The organism is Burkholderia sp. GbtcB21 (genome assembly GCF_019091065.1).
Classification (GTDB): Bacteria; Pseudomonadota; Gammaproteobacteria; order Burkholderiales; family Burkholderiaceae; genus Burkholderia; species Burkholderia pyrrocinia_C.
Genome location: NZ_JAGXKA010000002.1, coordinates 537,417 through 556,398, shown reverse-complemented (window position 1 = coordinate 556,398; position 18,982 = coordinate 537,417). Strand labels below are relative to the sequence as shown.

At 66.5% G+C, this 18,982-nt stretch carries 23 protein-coding genes and 1 riboswitch; of the genes, 11 read left to right on the top strand and 12 right to left on the bottom strand.

From position 1 onward, the window contains the following. Positions 1-11: 11 nt before the first annotated feature. From pal to KVT39_RS06855, 7 genes are all read right to left on the bottom strand, one after another. The gene (gene pal / locus KVT39_RS06885) at positions 12-521 is read right to left on the bottom strand and encodes a peptidoglycan-associated lipoprotein Pal (RefSeq protein ID WP_034182820.1); all 510 of its coding nucleotides are present in this window, start codon (positions 519-521) and stop codon (positions 12-14) included. A gap of 17 nt (positions 522-538) precedes the next feature. Next, a complete protein-coding gene (gene tolB / locus KVT39_RS06880; protein WP_217588226.1) occupies positions 539-1,837 on the bottom strand; it encodes a Tol-Pal system beta propeller repeat protein TolB in 1,299 nt (432 codons plus the stop codon). A 111-nt stretch (positions 1,838-1,948) separates the two neighbouring features. Continuing rightward, complete coding sequence (gene tolA, locus KVT39_RS06875; protein ID WP_217588225.1) at positions 1,949-2,998, bottom strand: cell envelope integrity protein TolA; 1,050 nt, start codon at positions 2,996-2,998, stop codon at positions 1,949-1,951. Further along, positions 2,995-3,444 (bottom strand): protein TolR, encoded by a 450-nt coding sequence (gene tolR / locus KVT39_RS06870; protein WP_034182823.1) that lies wholly within the window; start codon positions 3,442-3,444, stop codon positions 2,995-2,997. The genes tolA and tolR overlap by 4 nt, the downstream gene beginning before the upstream one ends. 10 nt (positions 3,445-3,454) lie before the next feature. Next, the gene (gene tolQ, locus KVT39_RS06865; protein ID WP_034182824.1) at positions 3,455-4,132 is read right to left on the bottom strand and encodes a protein TolQ; all 678 of its coding nucleotides are present in this window, start codon (positions 4,130-4,132) and stop codon (positions 3,455-3,457) included. A gap of 130 nt (positions 4,133-4,262) precedes the next feature. After that, positions 4,263-4,748: a tol-pal system-associated acyl-CoA thioesterase gene (gene ybgC, locus KVT39_RS06860; RefSeq protein WP_034182825.1), complete on the bottom strand. Its 486-nt coding sequence runs from the start codon at positions 4,746-4,748 to the stop codon at positions 4,263-4,265. A gap of 107 nt (positions 4,749-4,855) precedes the next feature. Next, positions 4,856-5,602 (bottom strand): SDR family NAD(P)-dependent oxidoreductase, encoded by a 747-nt coding sequence (locus tag KVT39_RS06855; protein WP_034182826.1) that lies wholly within the window; start codon positions 5,600-5,602, stop codon positions 4,856-4,858. 180 nt (positions 5,603-5,782) lie between these two features. Further along, positions 5,783-5,883, top strand: a riboswitch (ZMP/ZTP riboswitch). A 137-nt stretch (positions 5,884-6,020) separates the two neighbouring features. Between KVT39_RS06855 and glyA the strand changes: the two genes are divergently transcribed. From glyA to KVT39_RS06820, 7 genes are all read left to right on the top strand, one after another. Further along, positions 6,021-7,268 carry a serine hydroxymethyltransferase gene (glyA, locus tag KVT39_RS06850; RefSeq protein WP_034182827.1) on the top strand — a complete coding sequence of 416 codons (1,248 nt, stop codon included), beginning with the start codon at positions 6,021-6,023 and terminating at the stop codon, positions 7,266-7,268. A 6-nt stretch (positions 7,269-7,274) separates the two neighbouring features. Then, on the top strand, positions 7,275-7,754 hold the full coding sequence (gene nrdR, locus KVT39_RS06845; protein WP_006476792.1) for a transcriptional regulator NrdR: 480 nt from the start codon (positions 7,275-7,277) through the stop codon (positions 7,752-7,754). Between the two features lie 153 nt (positions 7,755-7,907). Beyond that, positions 7,908-8,471, top strand: a complete 564-nt coding sequence (locus tag KVT39_RS06840) for a GspH/FimT family pseudopilin (protein ID WP_034182828.1) — start codon at positions 7,908-7,910, stop codon at positions 8,469-8,471. Then, a complete protein-coding gene (locus tag KVT39_RS06835; protein WP_217588221.1) occupies positions 8,471-8,878 on the top strand; it encodes a hypothetical protein in 408 nt (135 codons plus the stop codon). Before KVT39_RS06840 ends, KVT39_RS06835 begins: the two co-directional genes overlap by 1 nt. Next, entirely contained in the window at positions 8,868-9,701 is an 834-nt protein-coding gene (locus KVT39_RS06830; protein ID WP_034182829.1) for a PilW family protein, read from the top strand. Before KVT39_RS06835 ends, KVT39_RS06830 begins: the two co-directional genes overlap by 11 nt. A 203-nt stretch (positions 9,702-9,904) precedes the next feature. Then, entirely contained in the window at positions 9,905-10,366 is a 462-nt protein-coding gene (locus KVT39_RS06825; RefSeq protein WP_217588338.1) for a pilus assembly protein, read from the top strand. Beyond that, positions 10,363-10,809, top strand: a complete 447-nt coding sequence (locus tag KVT39_RS06820) for a type IV pilin protein (RefSeq protein WP_217588217.1) — start codon at positions 10,363-10,365, stop codon at positions 10,807-10,809. The genes KVT39_RS06825 and KVT39_RS06820 overlap by 4 nt, the downstream gene beginning before the upstream one ends. Before the next feature lie 54 nt (positions 10,810-10,863). On the opposite strand, the gene KVT39_RS06815 is transcribed toward KVT39_RS06820, so the two are convergent. From KVT39_RS06815 to KVT39_RS06805, 3 genes are all read right to left on the bottom strand, one after another. Then, the gene (locus KVT39_RS06815) at positions 10,864-11,307 is read right to left on the bottom strand and encodes a DUF3318 domain-containing protein (protein WP_217588215.1); all 444 of its coding nucleotides are present in this window, start codon (positions 11,305-11,307) and stop codon (positions 10,864-10,866) included. Between the two features lie 43 nt (positions 11,308-11,350). After that, complete coding sequence (locus tag KVT39_RS06810; protein ID WP_034182832.1) at positions 11,351-11,740, bottom strand: phage holin family protein; 390 nt, start codon at positions 11,738-11,740, stop codon at positions 11,351-11,353. Positions 11,741-11,863: 123 nt separating this feature from the next. After that, on the bottom strand, positions 11,864-12,166 hold the full coding sequence (locus tag KVT39_RS06805; protein WP_026044969.1) for a YqjD family protein: 303 nt from the start codon (positions 12,164-12,166) through the stop codon (positions 11,864-11,866). A 318-nt stretch (positions 12,167-12,484) separates the two neighbouring features. Between KVT39_RS06805 and KVT39_RS06800 the strand changes: the two genes are divergently transcribed. After that, the gene (locus tag KVT39_RS06800; RefSeq protein WP_034182833.1) at positions 12,485-13,123 is read left to right on the top strand and encodes a peroxiredoxin; all 639 of its coding nucleotides are present in this window, start codon (positions 12,485-12,487) and stop codon (positions 13,121-13,123) included. A gap of 150 nt (positions 13,124-13,273) precedes the next feature. Here the strand turns inward: KVT39_RS06800 and KVT39_RS06795 are convergent, their stop codons facing one another. Next, the gene (locus KVT39_RS06795; RefSeq protein WP_217588213.1) at positions 13,274-14,461 is read right to left on the bottom strand and encodes an acyl-CoA dehydrogenase; all 1,188 of its coding nucleotides are present in this window, start codon (positions 14,459-14,461) and stop codon (positions 13,274-13,276) included. Positions 14,462-14,622: 161 nt separating this feature from the next. On the opposite strand from KVT39_RS06795, the gene KVT39_RS06790 reads away from it, so the two are divergent. Both KVT39_RS06790 and KVT39_RS06785 read left to right on the top strand, forming a co-directional pair. Further along, on the top strand, positions 14,623-15,414 hold the full coding sequence (locus KVT39_RS06790) for an IclR family transcriptional regulator (RefSeq protein WP_217588210.1): 792 nt from the start codon (positions 14,623-14,625) through the stop codon (positions 15,412-15,414). A 154-nt stretch (positions 15,415-15,568) separates the two neighbouring features. Beyond that, positions 15,569-15,979, top strand: a complete 411-nt coding sequence (locus KVT39_RS06785) for a GFA family protein (RefSeq protein WP_034182836.1) — start codon at positions 15,569-15,571, stop codon at positions 15,977-15,979. A 165-nt stretch (positions 15,980-16,144) separates the two neighbouring features. On the opposite strand, the gene KVT39_RS06780 is transcribed toward KVT39_RS06785, so the two are convergent. Continuing rightward, a complete protein-coding gene (locus KVT39_RS06780; protein WP_034182837.1) occupies positions 16,145-16,948 on the bottom strand; it encodes an EAL domain-containing protein in 804 nt (267 codons plus the stop codon). Positions 16,949-17,300: 352 nt separating this feature from the next. Between KVT39_RS06780 and KVT39_RS06775 the strand changes: the two genes are divergently transcribed. Continuing rightward, positions 17,301-18,962 carry an FAD-dependent oxidoreductase gene (locus tag KVT39_RS06775; protein ID WP_217588209.1) on the top strand — a complete coding sequence of 554 codons (1,662 nt, stop codon included), beginning with the start codon at positions 17,301-17,303 and terminating at the stop codon, positions 18,960-18,962. The last annotated feature ends 20 nt before the right edge of the window (positions 18,963-18,982 follow it).

Sequence of the window (18,982 nt, the reverse complement as noted above, 5' to 3'; positions counted from 1 at the left end):
TCTTCCGTTACTTACTGTTGGTAGACGAGGTCTGCGCGACGGTTCTGCGCCCACGACGCTTCGTCGTGACCCGTTGCCTGCGGCTTTTCCTTGCCGAGGCTCACGGCTTCCATCTGCGAATCGTTCACGCCGAGCAGCGCCATCGCGCGGCGGACGGCTTCCGCACGCTTCTGGCCCAGTGCGAGGTTGTACTCGCTCGTGCCGCGTTCGTCGGTGTTGCCCTGGATCAGCACGTGGCGCTGCGGATGGCTCTTCAGGTACTGAGCGTGCTGCTGCATCAGCGGCTGGTACTCGTCCTTCACCGAATAGCTGTCGAAGTCGAAGTAGATGCTGCGCTTCGCGAGCGGGCTGTTCGGGTCGTTCAGCGGATCGACGTTCACTTGCGCGACGTTGTCGGCGCTCGGTTGCGTGCTGACTGCACCCGCGTTTGCCTTGTCGTCGAGCTTCACGCCCGATTTGCACGCTGCGAGCGCGCTGATCATCATCACGGCCAGAGCCAGACGGGCTTTATTCGACATCATGGTTACTCTCCTTGTGGTCATTGCATGAAGGGCCCCCAAGACGGCTCACGAACGGAGCCGCCCTGGACGGACAGGATCTGTGGCGGCGCGCTGCCGTCGGAGGGCACTGCAGCCAGAACGTTGCGACCACCCGACTGGGTAGCGTACAGAAGGTACTGGCCGTTTGCCGCGAAGCTCGGCGATTCGTCGTGGTTCGTATTCGTGATGGCGTTCGCCGCGCCGGATTGCAGATCCTGAACGTACAGCTTGAAGCCCCCACCGGTGCGGGAGATGTAGGCGAGCAGCTTGCCGTCCGGGCTCACACGCGGGCTCGTGTTGTAGCTGCCGGTAAAGGTCACGCGCTGCGCGGCACCGGCGCTTTCGCCCTGTGCTGGCATCCGGTAGATCTGCGGCGCGCCGCCGCGATCGCTCGTGAAGTAGATCCAGCGGCCGTCCGGCGAGTAGTACGGCTCGGTGTCGATCGAGCTGCTCTGCGTGAGACGGCGCAGGCCGCCGCCGTTCGCATTGACCGTATAGATTTGCGTGTTGCCGGTCAGCGACAGCGCGACGGCGAGCGTGTTGCTGTCCGGCGACCATGCCGGTGCGCTGTTGTTGCCCTTCTGGTCCGAGACGATGTATCGGCGGCCGGTCGGCAGGTCGTGGATGTAGACGATCGGCTTCTTGCGCTCGAACGACACGTACGCGACCTTCGTGCCGTTCGGCGACCAGGCCGGCGAGATGATCGGCTCGGTGCTCGTCAGTGCGCTGATCGCATTCTGTCCGTCGGAATCGGAGACCTGCAGCTTGTACTTGTTGCCGATCTTGACCACGTACGACAGGCGCGTGGCGAAGACGCCACGCGTGCCGAGCAGCTTCTGGTAGATGTAGTCGGCGATCTGATGACCGACCTTGCGCAGCGAGCCGTCGTTTGGTGCCGTCAGCGACAGGCCGCCGAGGCTTTGCTGCTTCACGGTGTCGTACAGGATGAAGTTGACCTTGTACTGGCCGTTCGCGTCGCGGTTCACGCTGCCGGCGACGAACGCATTCGCGCCCTTGGCCTTCCATGCGCCGAGATCGACCGAGGCGGTCTCGGGCACGGGCGTGCTGCCCGCGTCGATGTTGGTGAATTTGCCGCTGCGGGCGAGGTCGGCGCGGACGATCGACGTGACCTGCTGCGGCAGGCCCGCCTCGTTCGCGAAATTCGCGGTGGCAATGGGGAACTGGGTCGAACCGACACCGGTGATCAACACGTTGACCTGGGCGTTAGCGGCGCTGCCCGCCGCAATCAGACACGAGGCCACGAGTGCCCTGAAACCTAGTTTTGTCATCAAACTCATGCTTCTTGCTTCCCGTATGACTTGGATCGCTGCGCAACCGCAGAGAGACAGTAAAAATACCCGATTCGTTCCCGTCCGACAGCGACGCCCGGAGTGTAAGCGTATTTCCTTTCACTCCGCCGCCTTGAAGGTAATCGTAATGTCCGACGGGGTACGACCGTTAGAATCGGGCGGCAACGGGACCGATGCCTGGATCGCATTGACCACGGCTTGATCCCACCCCGAATTCCCGCTGGAGCGGGAGACCGATGCGCTCAATACGTCACCGGACGGCGTGCACCGAATCTTGACGACGGTGGTCAGGCCTGCTCGCTCGCCGCCCCAAACGATGTTCGGCTTGACGCGGCGGCGCACCTTGTCGGCATAGCCGGGCGATGCGGCGTTGCCGCCGGAGCCCGTGCCCGTGCCGCTCTTCGCAAGGCCTTCGCCGCCGCCTTCGCCGGCGCCGGACAGGCCCTGCATCTGAGCGAGACGCGCGCTGCGTTCGCGGTCGAGCTTCGCCTTCGCCGCCGCATCGGCCTTTGCGCGCGCCGTGGCTTCGGCCTTCGCCTTGGCCTGGGCTTCCGCCTTCGCCTTCGCGGCCGCGTCGGACTTCGCCTTCGCCGCCTGCTGCGCTTCGAGCTGCGCCTGCTTCTGCTGCTGGAGTTTCTGCTGTTCGAGCTTCTGCTGCTCGGCGAGCTGCTGTTGCTTGAGCTTGTCGGCCTGCTTCTGCCTGTCGCGTTCCGCGGCCTTCTGCGCGGCGAGCGCGGCAGCCTGCTGTGCCGCGAGCTGCGCGCGCCGGGCGTCCTCTTCCTGTTGGGCCTTCAGTTGCTGGGCGTGGCGCTGCTGCTCGAGCAGCGCTTCGCGCGCGGCTGCTTCCTGCTGCCGCTTCTTCTGCTGCAGCGCGATGTCGGCCTGTTCGTCGCGCACCGGGGGAGGGGGCGGCGCGACCTTCGCGGGCGGCGTCACGACAGGCCGCGGCGCGGCGACGTCGGGCACTTCGGTCCACAGCTCGGCTTCGGCGCCGGCCGGCGTGCTGTTCTGCCACTGCACGCCGTGATAGAGAAACAGCGCGAGCAGCACGTGCATCAGCGCGGCGAGCGCGAATGCACGCCAGGTGCCGCGCTCGCGAGGTGGCCGAGGCGGATAGCCGGTGCTGCGCAGGGATTGCTGCCGGTTCATTGCGATTTGACGAGGAGGCCGACGCGCTTGACGCCGCGCGCCTTCAGATCCGACATCACGGTCATGACCGCATCGTACTGCACGGTCTTGTCGGCTGCGATCACGACCGGCTGGTCGGGATGATCGGCCTGCCGGGCCGAGATGAAGCCGTCGAGCTCGGCCTTCGTCATCGTGTCTTCCTGGGTCGCGCCCGAGTCGCCCTTGTACTTGACGCTCATCGTGCGGTCGGCCTTGATGTTGACGACGACGGGCGGCGTCTGCTCCTGCGGCGCGGCATTGCCGACGGTCGGCAGGTTGATGATCGACGGGGCGACGAGCGGTGCGGTGACCATGAAGATCACGAGCAGCACCAGCATCACGTCGATGTACGGCACGACGTTGATGTCGGCCATTGCGCGGCGCGAGCGGCCGCCGCGCATGCTGGATCGGATGGGACTTCCTGCCATGGCGAGCTCCTTACTGGGCCTGACGCTGCAGGATGTTCGAGAACTCTTCGATGAAGGTCTCGAAGCGGATCGCGAGGCGGTCGATGTCGTGCGCGTAGCGGTTGTACGCGACCACCGCCGGAATCGCGGCGAACAGGCCGATCGCGGTGGCGACGAGCGCCTCGGCGATGCCCGGCGCGACGTTCGCGAGCGTGGCCTGCTGCACGTTCGCGAGGCCGCGGAACGAGTTCATGATCCCCCAGACCGTGCCGAACAGGCCGATGTACGGGCTGACCGAACCGACCGATGCGAGGAACGCGAGGTTCGCTTCGAGCACGTCCATTTCACGCTGGAACGACGCGCGCATCGCGCGGCGTGCACCGTCGAGCACGAGGCCCGGATCGCTGAGGCGCTTTTCCTTCGCCTTCAGGAATTCGCGCATGCCCGATTCGAAGATCCGCTCGAGCGCGCCGATCGTGTGGCGGTTGTTGGCCGCACTCTGGTACAGCGCCTGCAGGTCGCCGCCCGACCAGAAATCCCTCTCGAAGCGTTCGGTCTGCGCGCGTGCGCGCCGGATCGCAAACCACTTGCGGAAGATGAAGGTCCACGACATCAGCGACAGCAGCAACAGCAGCCCCATCACGGCCTGGGCCAGCACGCTCGCGTTGAGGACGAGGGAAATGATCGACAGGTCTTGAGAAGTGTTCATAGAGGTTTGAGTAACGTCCCTTCGGGGCGCCCGGTATGCGTGCGGCGCGGCGCGCCGGCCGAGCCTGGCGCCGAACCTTGCTTAGTATCGAATCAGGAAGGCAAGTTCATAGGCTTTGTCTAAACGGCGCTCATGCGAGCTTCGTTGACAATACAGTCTGCCCGGTATCGATGACGGGCCCGCGGTGCAGCGCGTCGAGCACGGCCGGCGGGATGGCCGCGGGCCGGATACCGTTACGGTCGACGCAGCCGAGGCGGATATGTCCGGCCACGAGCAGCGTGTCGCCACACCAGGCTTCCTGCGTGAATTCCACCGATGCGCGGCCGATGCGTCCGGGCCGGCTCGTGATCGCCAGCGTGTCGTCGAGTCGCGCCGGTGCGCGGTAGTCGAGCGACGTGCTGCGGACGATGAAGATCGCGCCGGTGTCGTCGGCGAGCCGACGCTGGTCGATGCCGCATGCGCGCAGCCACTCGGTGCGGGCGCGCTCGAAGAACTTCAGGTAGTTGGCATAGAAGACGATGCCGCCTGCATCGGTATCCTCGTAGTACACGCGCACCGGCCAGGTAAAGCCGGAACGCCCTTCCGGGGAGCGGGTAGGCTGAGTCATGGCGCGCATTCTACCGGAACGCAGGAACCGGATTCGTAACCGTTTCGTAACGGAATGTAGTACGACGCGGCACACCGCGGGCCGGCCGGAGGCCGGCCGCAGCTGCGCGCGATGGGTCAGCCGCGATGGATCGTGAGGCCCGCCGGCGCCTGGGCGACCGGCATCATCTCGATCGTGTTGATGTTCACGTGTGCCGGGCGCGTCGCGATCCAGTAGATCGTGTCGGCGATGTCCTCGGACGTGAGCGGCTGGACGTTCTGGTACACGTTCGCCGCCTTTGCGTCGTCGCCGCGGAAGCGGACGTTCGAGAATTCCGTGCCGCCGCACAGGCCCGGCTCGATGTCGGTCACGCGCAACGGCGTGCCGATCAGGTCGGCGCGCAGGTTCAGGCTGAATTGTCGGACAAAAGCCTTGGTTGCGCCGTATACGTTCCCGCCCGGATACGGATAGGTGCCGGCAACCGAACCGAGATTGAAGATATGGCCGCGGCCGCGCTCGATCATGCCGGGCAGCAGCGCGTGCGTGACGGTCACCAGGCCCGAGCAGTTCGTGTCGATCATGGTCTGCCATTCGTCGAGGCTGGCCTTGTGGGCCGGCTCGACGCCAAGCGCGAGGCCGGCGTTGTTGACGAGCACGTCGAGCGCCGCGAATTCGGCGGGAAGGGCGGCCGGCACGGCTTCGACGGCCGCGCGGTCGCGCACGTCGAGCTCGAGCGGCAGAAGGGCATCGCCGAGCTCGGCGGCGAGCGCATCGAGACGATCCTTGCGACGCGCGGTCGCGACGACGCGGTGGCCTCCTTTGACGAAGGCACGGGCGATGGCGGCGCCGAAGCCGGCGGACGCGCCTGTGACGAACACGATCATTGCTGCTCCTGGTCGATAACAAAGTAGCGGGTGATATCCCGCAAGCCTACTGAGATTGCCGCACCGCGGCAAGGCGGCAAAGCGTTTCGGCACGGGCGCGTAGAGTCTGGCCCCAATTGCTCCCGGCGCGCTGCCGTGCGGTTGCCTATTCATGACGCATCCAATACACTAACGCGCTCATCACCCCTGCGTGACTGGCGATAGAACCCTTCGGGTTCAAGGTGGAGCATCCCACCGTGAAGCGCGGGGCGCCGTTTTTGCCGTTCGCCTGGGCAGCCGTTGTGCGCCGTCGCGTGCATCGCCGGTGGCTGTCCTGCCTCGCGTCATCCGGATTCTTCCGCCACGTCGAGCTGGTCCCGCCAGCAGCGCACCGTACTCGGCCACCCCGGTCAACCTGTACACACTTAACGGAAACCGTATGTTTGACAGAGCCCAAAGCACCATCGCGAACGTCGATCCCGAAGTCTTTGCAGCGATCGAGCAGGAAAACCGCCGCCAGGAAGATCACATCGAGCTGATCGCGTCGGAAAACTACACGAGCCCGGCCGTGATGGCCGCGCAGGGCTCGCAGCTCACGAACAAGTACGCGGAAGGTTATCCGGGCAAGCGCTACTACGGCGGCTGCGAGTACGTCGATGTGGTCGAGCAGCTGGCGATCGACCGCGTGAAGCAGCTGTTCGGCGCGGAAGCCGCGAACGTGCAGCCGAACTCGGGTTCGCAGGCGAACCAGGGCGTGTTCTTCGCGATGCTCAAGCCGGGCGACACGATCATGGGCATGAGCCTCGCGCACGGCGGCCACCTGACGCACGGCTCGCCGGTGAACATGTCGGGCAAGTGGTTCAACGTGGTGAGCTACGGCCTGAACGAGAACGAAGACATCGACTACGAAGCGGCCGAGAAGCTCGCGCAGGAACACAAGCCGAAGCTGATCATCGCGGGCGCGTCGGCGTTCTCGCTGAAGATCGATTTCGAACGTCTGGCTAAGATCGCGAAGTCGGTGGGCGCGTACCTGATGGTCGACATGGCGCACTACGCGGGCCTGATCGCGGCCGGCGTGTACCCGAACCCGGTGCCGCACGCTGATTTCGTGACGACGACGACGCACAAGAGCCTGCGCGGCCCGCGCGGCGGCGTGATCCTGATGAAGTCCGAGTACGAGAAGCCGATCAACTCGGCGATCTTCCCGGGCATCCAGGGCGGCCCGCTGATGCACGTGATCGCGGCGAAGGCGGTGGCGTTCAAGGAAGCGCTGTCGCCGGAATTCAAGGCATACCAGGAAAAGGTGGTCGAGAACGCGCGCGTGCTGGCTGAAACGCTGGTGAAGCGCGGGCTGCGGATCGTGTCGGGCCGTACGGAAAGCCACGTGATGCTGGTCGACCTGCGCGCGAAGAACATCACGGGCAAGGCAGCGGAAGCGGCACTGGGTGCGGCGCACATCACGGTGAACAAGAACGCGATCCCGAACGACCCGGAAAAGCCGTTCGTGACGAGCGGCGTGCGCCTGGGTTCGCCGGCGATGACGACGCGCGGCTTCGGGCCGGCGGAAGCGGAGCAGGTGGGCAACCTGATCGCCGACGTGCTGGACAACCCGGAAGATGCAGCGACGATCGAGCGCGTGCGTGCGCAGGTCGCCGAGCTGACCAAGCGTTTCCCGGTCTATCGCTGATCGACGATGCGCTGCCCGTTCTGCCGGCATGACGACACGCAGGTCGTTGACTCGCGCGTGTCCGAAGATGGCGCCGCGATTCGGCGGCGCCGTCGCTGCTCGGCTTGCGACAAGCGCTTCACGACGTACGAGCGGGTCGAGCTGTCCCTGCCGTTCGTCGTGAAGAAGGACGGCAGCCGCACGGAATTCGACCGTCGCAAGATCGTCGCCAGCATGCAACTCGCGCTGCGCAAGCGGCCGGTTGCTGCCGACGCGATCGACGCGGCGGTCGCCCGCATCGAATATCAACTGCTCGCGACAGGCGAGCGTGAAGTGCGTAGCGAGAAGCTCGGCGAACTCGTGATGAACGAGTTGCGCGGCCTCGATACGATTGCTTATGTCCGCTTCGCATCGGTGTATCGCCGGTTCGAGGACGTTTCCGAATTTGCCGACGTGATCGAAGAGTTCCGTCGCGCCTCTCCCGCCAAGACTCCGCGTAAGCGCTGACGCGCTGCGTCCGTTCATCGTCTTCTCCGTTGGTTCAGTTCGCGCCGATTGTGTCGGTCGCGATCGCATATCGCCAGTCGGCCGTTCGGCAAATGGCGTGCGTCCGCATACGTCGCTACAGTCGTCGCATCACCTTGGCGGAGGACGACTGCGATGGGACTGCGCTATCCATCCTTGAAAAACGTGGTGCGACGCTCGGGCGGGTTCACGCTCGTCGAGCTGATGGTCGTTATCGCGCTGGTGGCCGGGCTCGCGCTCCATGCGGCGCCCGCGTTCGACCAGTGGCGCATGCGCGAACGCGTGGACGCGCGCTCGCTTGCGTTGCTCGGGGCGCTGTCGTTCGCACGTACCGAGGCGACGCGTCTCGGCGTGCGCGTCACGCTGTGCCGGGCCGGGAACGACGGCGCCTGTTTGCGTGCCGGCGAGCGGTGCGATCCAGCCGAATGGTCGTGCGACTGGCTCGTCAGCGGGCAATTCGACGGGCAGTCGCGCGTGCTGCGGCGCTATCCGCGCGATGCCGAAGTGGCCGTCGCGGGCGCCGCGCACGATCTGGCTTTCGCACCGCCGGTCGGCCAGGCGATCGGCGGAATCCGGCGTTTCGAATTGCGTCCGCGCCGCGACCCGTCCGGAGCCGACGACGCACGCGCTTCGCGTTGCGTGCGGATTGCGGCGGGCGGCCGCGCGCGCGTTGTCGCCGGCCGTTGCGACGCGGCGTGATGACCATGCGCAACGCAATGCGCGGCACGTCGCTGATCGAGGCGATGCTGGCCGTCGCGCTGCTCGCGACCGTGATGCTGGCGGTGGCCGGCAGCCAGCTTGCGATGGCGCGCACGCAGCGGGCGACGATCTGGCGTGAACGCGCGCTGTGGCTGGCCGATGCGCGTATCGAGCGCCCGCGCGCCGGCGCAGGAGCCGACGACGGTCTCGCGGCGCTGGCGGCTGCATCGTTGCCCGGCGGTGCGATGACGCTCGACGAGGAGCCGGCCGGCGTCCGGTACGCGATTGTCGGCTGGAGAGGCGGCAATGCAGCGGTTTCGCCGCGATGCGAAGGTGCAGGTGCATCGGCGCAGCCGCCGTCTTGCGTCCGGATTCCGTTTCGGGAGGCTGGTGCAGATGAACGCTGATTGCCGCATGCGTGCGCATACGCTGCTCGAAGTGCTGATCGCGATGACCGTCGGTCTCCTCGTGCTGGCGGCAGCCGGTGCGCTGTATCACGCGCAGCGCGTTGCGCAGCGGCGCGCGGAAGACGGGTTCCGGATGCGCGATGCAGCCGGCACCGCGCTGATGCTGATCGGCCAGCAGCTCCAGATGGCAGGATTCCGGCCGCTCGATGCCGAAGGCGCGTCATCGTTGCCGCCTGTGTTCGGTTGTTCGATGGCGCGCGTGCGCGGCGACGGTGCGCAGGTGCGGTGCGAACCTGCGCGCGCTTCATCGGACGCACTGCTGATCCGGTATGTCGGCGATGCCGTGTCGACGTGGCCGACGGTGAGCGGCCAGGTGTCGGATTGCCTCGGGCAGGGTGTCGGCGTGTCCGGCGAACGGGCTCCGGTGGAGAACCGCTTCGATGCGCACGTCAGCCCGTCGACGGGCGAGCCCGAACTGTACTGCGAAGGAAACGGCCGTCCAGGCACGCCACAGCCGGTCGTGTCGGGCATCGATCAGTTGCGTGCGCGCTATCTTCGCCGCGGTGGCATGCAGTTCGTCGATGCCGATGCAATGCGTGTCGACGACTGGCGCGATGTCGTGGCCGTGCATGTCTGCGTGCGGGCGCGCGGCGAACCGATGCGCGAGCCGGCCCGTCACGTCGATTGCGACGGTCGCGCTGCGGTTGCACAGGACGGCCATGCACGTTTGACGCTGCATCGTGTCGTCGCGTTGAGGAATGCAGCGATCGCATTCGACGATACGTTGCGCGACGCAACGCACGCACGCGAGGTGTTGCGATGAGCGAAGCAGGACGATACGCGCGGGAGATATCGCGATGCGTTGCGGCCGGCGACATGCATGGGCGCATTGTGGCAAACGGTGAAGAACCGAGCCAGGCCGCGCGCACGGGAGCCATGGCAACGAACCGGCGCGAGCCGCGCATACGTTTCCGGTCGGCCGGTCGCGATTGGCGTCGCGACGCGGGCCTTGCATTGCCCGCTGTGATTGCGGTCGGTGCCGCCGTTGCGGCACTGACAGGCACGTGGTTCGAATCCGCGCTGACGGAATCGCGCCGTACGCGTGCGTTGTCGGATCGGCTGATCGCATTCCACGCGGCTGATGCCGCGCTTGCGGCGTGCACCGCGCGATTGCTCCGTGGCTCGGCACCCTACGTGAACGAAGGCGAATCGCGCGCGGAGCCCGACGCGTGGCGGCGCATGCCGGCGATGGCGGCCGCCGAAGCGTTCGCGCCGTTCGCCGGATGGCCGATGGCCGCGCAGCCGCCGCGATGCCTGATCGAGGCGTGGCGCGGGGCAGGGCCGGCCGGCGGCCGCGCTTACGTCGTCACCGCACGTGGTGTCGGCGCGCACACGTCGAGCGCCGTCTGGCTGCAACACCAGGTCGCAATACGCGACGGACGCATCGTTGCGCTGCGCTGGCGGCGCGTCGCGGCGGTGCTTCGATGAACGGTTCCGCGTCCGTGTACCGATCGGCGGGATTCACGTTGCTCGAGCTGATGATCGTGCTCGCGATCGTCGCGGTGCTGGCCGGATGGGGCATCCCGTCGTATCGCGAGCATGTCGTGCGCGTTCATCGCGCGTCGGCGGTGTCCGCGCTGTATCGGGCGGCCCAATATCTCGAAACGCTGGACGGTGCGCCGCCTCCGGCCCTGCCGGACGCGCTCGCGCAGGCGCCGCCGGACGGGCGGGCCGTTTATCGATTGACGCTCAGGCGGCCGGACGGCGACGACTCGCCGGTAACCTACGAGCTGGAAGCTAGTCCGCTCGACACGGGCCCGATGCACGACGATGCGTGCGGCGCCTTCACGCTGCGTTCGGACGGGACGAAGGGCAATGCGCGACGGGATGGCGCCGACGAACAGGGTGCTGCTTGCTGGGGCGTGCGCTGAATTCGCACGAAGGACGCGCAACGGCGCATGGCCGTGCGCGCCGGTCGCCGAGTATCAGTCGTCGTGTGCGTCGAGCTCGCGCTCGTCGCGCGACTGCTTCCAGATCCGGTAGACCTCCCATGCGGCGAAGCCGAGCGTGCCCCACTTCAGCGCGGGGCCCGCGCTCGCGCGCAGCAGCGAGCGAACGGGTTTCGCCAGCACGAGCGACGCGAGCGAACTCAGCATCGGATACTGGTTGACGAGGTGGCCGAGGCTCGTGTTCAGGTTTTTTGCGGACTGGCTGAACTTGCTGCCGGAAAGGCCGGGGATGAATACCTTGAGCCAGCTGAAGCGCGTGACGGCCTGGCGCATTTCGCCGGCGGCCGCCGCGAGTTCGAGCCGCTCGACTTCGGATCGCAGGATCAGCAATTCCTTGCGGAGCGCGCGATGTTGCGATGCGCTCCAGTGCGATCGCGACGAATGGGGGCGGTGTGCATTGCCCGTGACGTTCTGGCTCATGGCGCGTCGGCGAAGTAGGTGGGAAGGGCGAACACGACTGCGTTCACGGCTTGCCGCGGAACAGTTCGCGGTCTTTGTCGAGTTCGGCGAGCGTCGCCTCGAACACGGTCGGCGCGTCGCGCAGGCCCGAGCGCGCCTTCAGCGCGCACACGATGCCGCCTGCGGCATACAGCGCGGTGATCGCTGCGAGCGATTGCCAGCGATAGGTATCCCAGAACGCGATCGCGACGAGCACGGTCAGGCTCATGAGCGCCATCGTCGCGAGCATCATTGCGGCGAGCCCGAGGAACAGCACGCCCATCAGGCGTTCCTTCTCTTCGGCAAGCTCGATGCCCACCAGTTCGAGGCGCGTTTGCAGAAGCCCGATCGCGGAGCCGACGAGGCGGCGCAGCGGTCCTTGGCCGGATGGCTGCGAGGTGGTGTCTGTCGTCATGGGTGAGGTGCTTGCGCGTGCAGTGAGCAGCTAGGACAAAGCCGGCCGGCGGCAACCGCCGGTCGGCTTCGACGCCCGCAGGCCGCGCGACGCGGCCCACGGGACGGAACGGCGCAGCGCGCGTTACTTGCGGTTGATCAGCAGACCGATCAGCACGCCGACGCCGGCTGCAACGCCGATCGACGTCCACGGATGCTCGTGCACGTAATCGTCGGTCGCGCGCGCGGCCTTCTTGCCTTTCTCGACGACCACGACCTGGACGTCGGCTGCCTTGTCCTTGGCCTGCTTCAGGCGCGACATGGCTTTCTCGCGCAGCTCGGCCGCACGGTCGCCCGTGCTGCTGGCGGCTTGCTTGAGCAGGTCTTCGGCGTCCGCGAGAACGGTTTTGATATCCGACATCAGTTTCTCCTTGTTGATTTCCGACATTGCAACTCCCTTCGTGCTGTCATGCTGCAGGTTCACATCGTAGCGAAACGCCTGCCTGCTGGCGAGCCGGGAAGACGCACGGCGGCAGTGCAAGTTCGCATGGTAAACGATTTGTAATTATCGGCAGAGCGGCAAACGAGGTGAAAAGTTTCCCACGTGGCCGGCCGTCTTGCCGCGACACCGCGCAAAAATGACAAAAAAGTATGAATATCAAACGGAATAATCGTTCGCACGGCCCATTGCTTCCCGTAAGCTGATGGACTGTCCCGTGCCATACGGCGCGCGGTTTCAACCAGCATCGTTCGAGGAGGGAACATCATGAGTCTGCGTCTTGGCGACATCGCACCGGATTTCGAGCAGGAATCGAGCCTGGGCCCGATCAAGTTTCACGAGTGGCTCGGCGACAGCTGGGGCGTCCTGTTCTCCCACCCGGCCGACTACACGCCGGTGTGCACGACGGAACTCGGGCTGACCTCGAAACTGAAGGGCGAATTCGAGAAACGCAACGTGAAGGTGATCGCGCTGTCGGTCGACGGCGTCGAATCGCACAAGGGCTGGATCAACGACATCAACGAAACGCAGTCGACGGTCGTCGGCTTCCCGATCATTGCCGATGCGGACCGCAAGGTTTCGCAGCTGTACGACATGATCCATCCGAACGCGAACGAAACGCTGACGGTGCGCTCGCTGTTCGTGATCGACCCGAACAAGAAGGTGCGGCTCACCATCACCTATCCGGCCAGCACGGGCCGCAACTTCGACGAAGTGCTGCGCGTGATCGACTCGCTGCAACTGACCGACAACTACAAGGTCGCGACGCCCGGCAACTGGAAGGACGGCGACGATGTCGTGATCGTGCCGTCGCTGCAGGATCCGGAAGAGCTGAAGAAGCGTTTCCCGAAGGGCTTCAATGCGGTGCGTCCGTATCTGCGCCTCACGCCGCAGCCGAACAAGTAAGCATCGGCGCGTGAACGCGGTACCGGGCCGGCGGCCCGGATCGCGGATCCGATATCGGATGAAAAACGGCCCGCCCGGCAGTCATGCCGGGCGGGCCGTATCTTCTTGCGCGTACGCGGCATCGCTGCCGGGCGCGCCGCATCCGGACGATCAGAAGAATGCCTGGATGCCTGTCTGCGCGCGGCCGAGGATCAGCGCGTGAATGTCGTGCGTGCCTTCGTACGTGTTGACCACTTCGAGATTCACGAGGTGGCGCGCGACGCCGAATTCGTCGGAGATGCCGTTGCCGCCGAGCATGTCGCGCGCGAGCCGTGCGATGTCGAGCGACTTGCCGCACGAATTGCGCTTCATGATCGACGTGATCTCGACGGCCGCCGTGCCTTCGTCCTTCATCCGGCCGAGGCGCAGCACGCCTTGCAGGCCGAGCGTGATTTCGGTCTGCATGTCGGCGAGCTTCTTCTGGATCAACTGGTTCGCGGCGAGCGGCCGGCCGAACTGCTGGCGGTCGAGCACGTACTGGCGCGCGGTGTGCCAGCACGATTCGGCGGCGCCGAGCGCGCCCCATGCGATCCCGTAGCGCGCCGAGTTCAGGCAGGTGAACGGGCCGCGCAGGCCGCTCACGTTCGGCATCAGGTTCTCTTCGGGCACGAACACCTCGTCGAGGACGATCTCGCCGGTGATCGATGCGCGCAGCCCGACCTTGCCGTGGATCGCGGGCGCGGACAGGCCTTTCCAGCCCTTCTCGAGGATGAAGCCGCGGATCGCGTCCTTGCCGTTCTCTTCGAGCTTCGCCCACACGACGAACACGTCGGCGATCGGCGAATTCGTGATCCACATCTTCGCGCCGGACAGCGAGTAGCCGCCGGGCACCTTCTTCGCGCGCGTGACCATGCTGCCCGGATCGGAGCCGTGGTTCGGCTCGGTCAGCCCGAAGCAGCCGATCCATTCGCCGGTCGCGAGCTTCGGCAGGTATTTCTGCTTCTGCGCGTCCGAGCCGAATTCGTGAATCGGCACCATCACGAGCGACGACTGTACGGACATCATCGACCGGTAGCCCGAATCGATGCGCTCGACTTCGCGCGCGATCAGCCCGTAGCTCACGTAATTGAGGCCGGGGCCGCCGTATTCCTCCGGAATCGTCGGGCCGAGCAGGCCGATTTCACCCATCTCGCGGAAGATGGCTGCGTCGGTGCGTTCGTGGCGGAACGCTTCGGTGACGCGCGGCGCGAGCTTGTCCTGCGCGTAAGCCTGCGCGGCATCGCGCACCATCCGCTCTTCCTCGGTCAGTTGCTGGTCGAGCAGCAGCGGATCGTCCCAATGAAAAGTTGCAGCACTCATCGTCTCATCTCCTGTCGGTCCGCGTTGGCGCTTCAGCGCTTACGCGGACCCCATGCTTTGCGGTCGTCCCCGGTTTGGCCGGGCTCATGCCAAATGATCGCTTGACTGAAGTTCCGCTGTGCGGAACAATGTTTTGCAAATCGAACCCAGTGTAGCACCAGATGACACTTTCAACCATCGACGAAACCACGATCGACGAACGCAAGTTCGTCGTCGCGCTCGCGCGCGGGCTCGACCTGCTGCGCGCATTCCGGCCCGGCGAGACGATGCTCGGCAACCGTGACTTCGCGGAGCGCACGGGGCTGCCGAAGGCGACCGTGAACCGGCTGGCCTATACGCTGACGGTGCTCGGCTACCTGCGCTACGACGAGACGCTCGGAAAGTATGCGCTCGACGCCGGCGTGCTGTCGCTCGGCTACGCGCTGCTGTCGGGCTCGGGGACGATCGATCTCGCGCGGCCGCACATGCAGGCGCTCGCGCGCGAGATCGGCGCGGCCGTATCGCTCGGCTGCCGCGACGGGCTCGACATGATCTATCTGGAGACGATCCGCAGCGAGACCGCGCTGACGCTCGGGCTCGCTCGCGGATCGCGGCTGTCGATGCTGACGAGCTCGATGGGGCGCGCGTACCTGGCCGTGCAGCCGGAGGACGTGCGCCGCGCGCTTTATGCGGAACTGCATCGCGCGGCCGGCGGCGCGGCCGACGCCGATGCGCTCGTCGCCGCCGCACAGCAAGCGGTGGCCGAGTTTTCGGCGGGCGGTTGCTGTTATTCGTTTCGCGCGTGGCACATGGACGTGAACGCGGCGGCCGTGCCGTTTCGCGAGCCGCGCGAGGGGCGCTGGCTGATCCTGAGCTGCAGCGGCCCCGCATCGTCGATGGACGAGGACGTGTTCCGTACGCAGGTCGGGCCGAAGCTGAAGGCGCTCGCGCAGCGGCTCGGGCAAACGGCGTGAGCAACGCGGCGCGCGGCCGTCGCCGTCGCGCCGCAGCGGTTTCGTCTCCGGTTGGTGAGAGAGGGTCGAGCGGGTGAGGGCTGCCGCCGTCTCTTGTGCTGCGGTCGAACCGCGCTCATCATCGTTCGCCAGCTTCCCGACGACGAGGTTTGCGATGTCTCACCCGGAATCAATGGAAGGCGGATGCGCGTGCGGCGCGATCCGCTACCGTATCGCCCACGTTCCGACCGATGCCGGCTTTTGCCACTGCCGGCTCTGTCAGCGCACGACCGGCGCGGCGGTCGTCGCATCGGCATCGGTGCCGATCGACGCGTTCGAATACCTGCAGGGCGAGCCGACCGTCTACGCGTCGAGCGCGTGGGGCGAGCGGCGCTTCTGCGGCCGTTGCGGCGCGCAGCTCGAATACCGGCTTGGCGGCGCGCCGAAAACGGTCGAGATCAATTATGCGACGCTCGACGAGCCGGCGCGGCTGCGTCCGGCATGGCATGTCTGGTATGGGGATCGTTTCCCGGGCATTGAGATCGACGACGATCTGCCCAAGTACGACGATGGCGGACGAGCGTAAGCGGTAACCATCGGCGCAGACGCGCCGACGCGCCGACGCGCCGACGTCGGGCGGCGGGTCGCGCCACGCGACCCGATCTCGCTATTCCGCAATCAGCACAACACCCGCAACAGGCATCCGGCATCCGGCGCGCCGCTCTCCGCGCGCGCCTGCCGCCCCATCCGTTCAGGCCGTTACGACCTTCGCGAACGCGGGCCCCTGCATGAACCGCACGTCGTGCTGGCGCAGCAGCTCGCACTGCGTCTCGTCGACGACACCGTCGAAGATCAGCGGAATCCGCACGCGCTGCGCATACGCGACGAGCGCCTTGACCATCCCGTCGCGCAACGCGATGCCCGCATCCATCTTGATGTAGTCGGGCCGCGCCATGTCCGATTCGACCGCGAGGATGCGGCCCGGATCGGGCAGCTTGTCCGCGACCTTGAAGCCGTGATGCTGGTAGCTGCGCGTCAGGTAGCCGAGGAAGGTCTTGTGTGCGACCGCGACCGCCGGCAGCTCGATCACGATCCGCTCGGTCGGCAGCCCGAAGCGCTGCAGCACCGACGAGAAATGCTTGCCGTGGTCGTACTTCACGCTCTTGAGCAGCCGTTCGTGCACGCGCAGGAACAGCAGCCCGTGGCGCTGCGCGCCGAAGAAGTTGATCGCGTGCAGCGCGCGCGACAGGCGGTCGATCGCGACGAGCGTCTGGTCGTCGACGGCCGAGTCGACCGGATCGTGTGCGGCACCGGTGACGACCGTAACAGCCTGGAAGCCGAGTTCGTCGCCGTAGCGCTCGATCGCGTCGGTGAACGACGTCGATTGCGGCGCGCCGGGCATCGTCACGTCGTAGATCGGTTCGTAGGCGCTGCCGAGCGTGCGCTCGGGCAGATTCGCGCTCGCGGTGCCGCCTTCGGCAAGCGCGAGGTGATCCCGCAGATACGGCAGTTGCCCGGCACGGGCGACCAGCTCGGGAATGGTGGGCGGAATCATCGGCGTATGAAGGAAAAACGGCGGCCGAACGGGCCGCCTCGTATCTGGATATTAGCAGCGCGCGCCACGCTCGGCTCGGCGTTTCGCTCATATGGTTATCCCGTTCTCGAGCCCGCGCCTAGGGTTTACGTTGATTTCACTATTCGTAATTGGTTTTACTATTCGTAAATCCAGGATTTGTCGCCGATCAAGAAATGCGGCATTCGGGCGCCGCTCGACGGCGCCGTTCGCGAATCAACAGGAAGCAAGGAGCGAGACGTGGCGGTTGACAGGAAAGGCGGGCGGGAGCGCCGGCAGGCGACGGGCGGGACGACAGGCGCGCCGGCGCGCGCACGGCAGGGTTGAGGAGCGGATGGCGACCATGAGCATCGATTACCAGACGCTGAAGTTCGAGTACCGTCCGCGCGCGCATGACGCGGCCGTTCACCCGGTGATCGTCGTCGGCGCGGGCCCGGTGGGCCTGTCGGCCGCGATCGACCTCGCGCAGCAGGGCGTGCCCGTCGTGCTGCTCGACGACGACGACACGCTGTCCACCGGCTCGCGCGCGATCTGCTTCGCGAAGCGCACGCTCGAGATCTTCGACCGGCTCGGCTGCGGCGAGCGCTTCGTCGACAAGGGCGTGAGCTGGCACGTCGGCAAGGTGTTCCTGCAGGACGAGCAACTGTATGCATTCGACCTGCTGCCCGAGGAAGGGCATGCGCGCCCCGCGTTCATCAACCTGCAGCAGTACTACGTCGAAGGCTATCTGGCCGATCGCGCGTTCGAGCTGCCGAACATCGACATCCGCTGGAAGCACAAGGTGACGGGCGTCGAGCAATCGGCCGAGCATGCGGTGCTGACGATCGAGACGCCGGACGGCGTCGCGACGCTGCGCGCGCAATACGTGATCGCGGCCGACGGCTCGCGCAGCCCGATGCGCACGATGATGAGCCTCGAAAGCCACGGCCGTACGTTCAAGGACCGCTTCCTGATCGCCGACGTGAAGATGAAGGCGGAGTTTCCGACCGAGCGCTGGTTCTGGTTCGATCCGCCGTTCCACCCGAACCAGTCGGTGCTGCTGCACCGCCAGCCCGACAATGTGTGGCGCATCGACTTCCAGCTCGGCTGGGACGCCGATCCCGTCGCCGAGAAGCAGCCGGAGCGCGTGATCCCGCGCGTGCGCGCGCTGCTGGGGCCGGACGCCGAGTTCGAGCTCGAATGGGTGAGCGTCTACACGTTCCGCTGCCAGCGGATGGAGTCGTTCCGTCACGGCCGCGTGCTGTTCGCGGGCGACTCCGCGCACGGCGTGTCGCCGTTCGGCGCGCGCGGCGCGAACAGCGGCGTGCAGGATGCGGACAACCTCGCGTGGAAGCTGAAGCTCGTGCTCGACGGCCGCTCGGCCGACCGCCTGCTCGATACATATGCGAGCGAGCGCGAGTTCGCGGCCGACGAGAACATCCGCAACTCGACGCGCTCGACCGATTTCATCACGCCGAAAAGCCCGGTGTCGCGCGTGTTCCGCGACGCGACGCTGAAGCTTGCGCGCGATTGCGAGTTCGCGCGCAAGCTCGTGAACAGCGGCCGCCTGTCGGTGCCGGCCGTGCTGGCCGATTCGCCGCTGAACACGCCGGACCGAGACGGCGACGCATTCGCATGCGCGATGCGGCCGGGCGCGGCGGCAGCCGATGCGCCGGTGCGTGTGCAGGGTGCGGCGGGCTGGCTGCTGCAGCACCTGCGCGGCGGCTTCACCTGCGTGCTGTTCGGATTGCCGGGCGACGCGGCCGCGCTCGCGCAGGCCGTCGAAGGCCTCGCGCTGCCGGTGCGGCCGGTGCTCGTCGTGCCGGCCGGGCACGCGCAGCCGGTGGCCGGCATCGACGTCGTTGAGGACGTCGGCGGTTTCGCCGCGCAACGCTATGACGCGAAGCCCGGCACGTTCTACCTGCTGCGTCCCGACCAGCATGTCTGCGCACGGATGCGCACGTTCGACCGTCAGGCGCTTGCCGACGCACTGGCGCGCGCGATCTGCGCACGCTGAATACCGCATTGGACACGAAA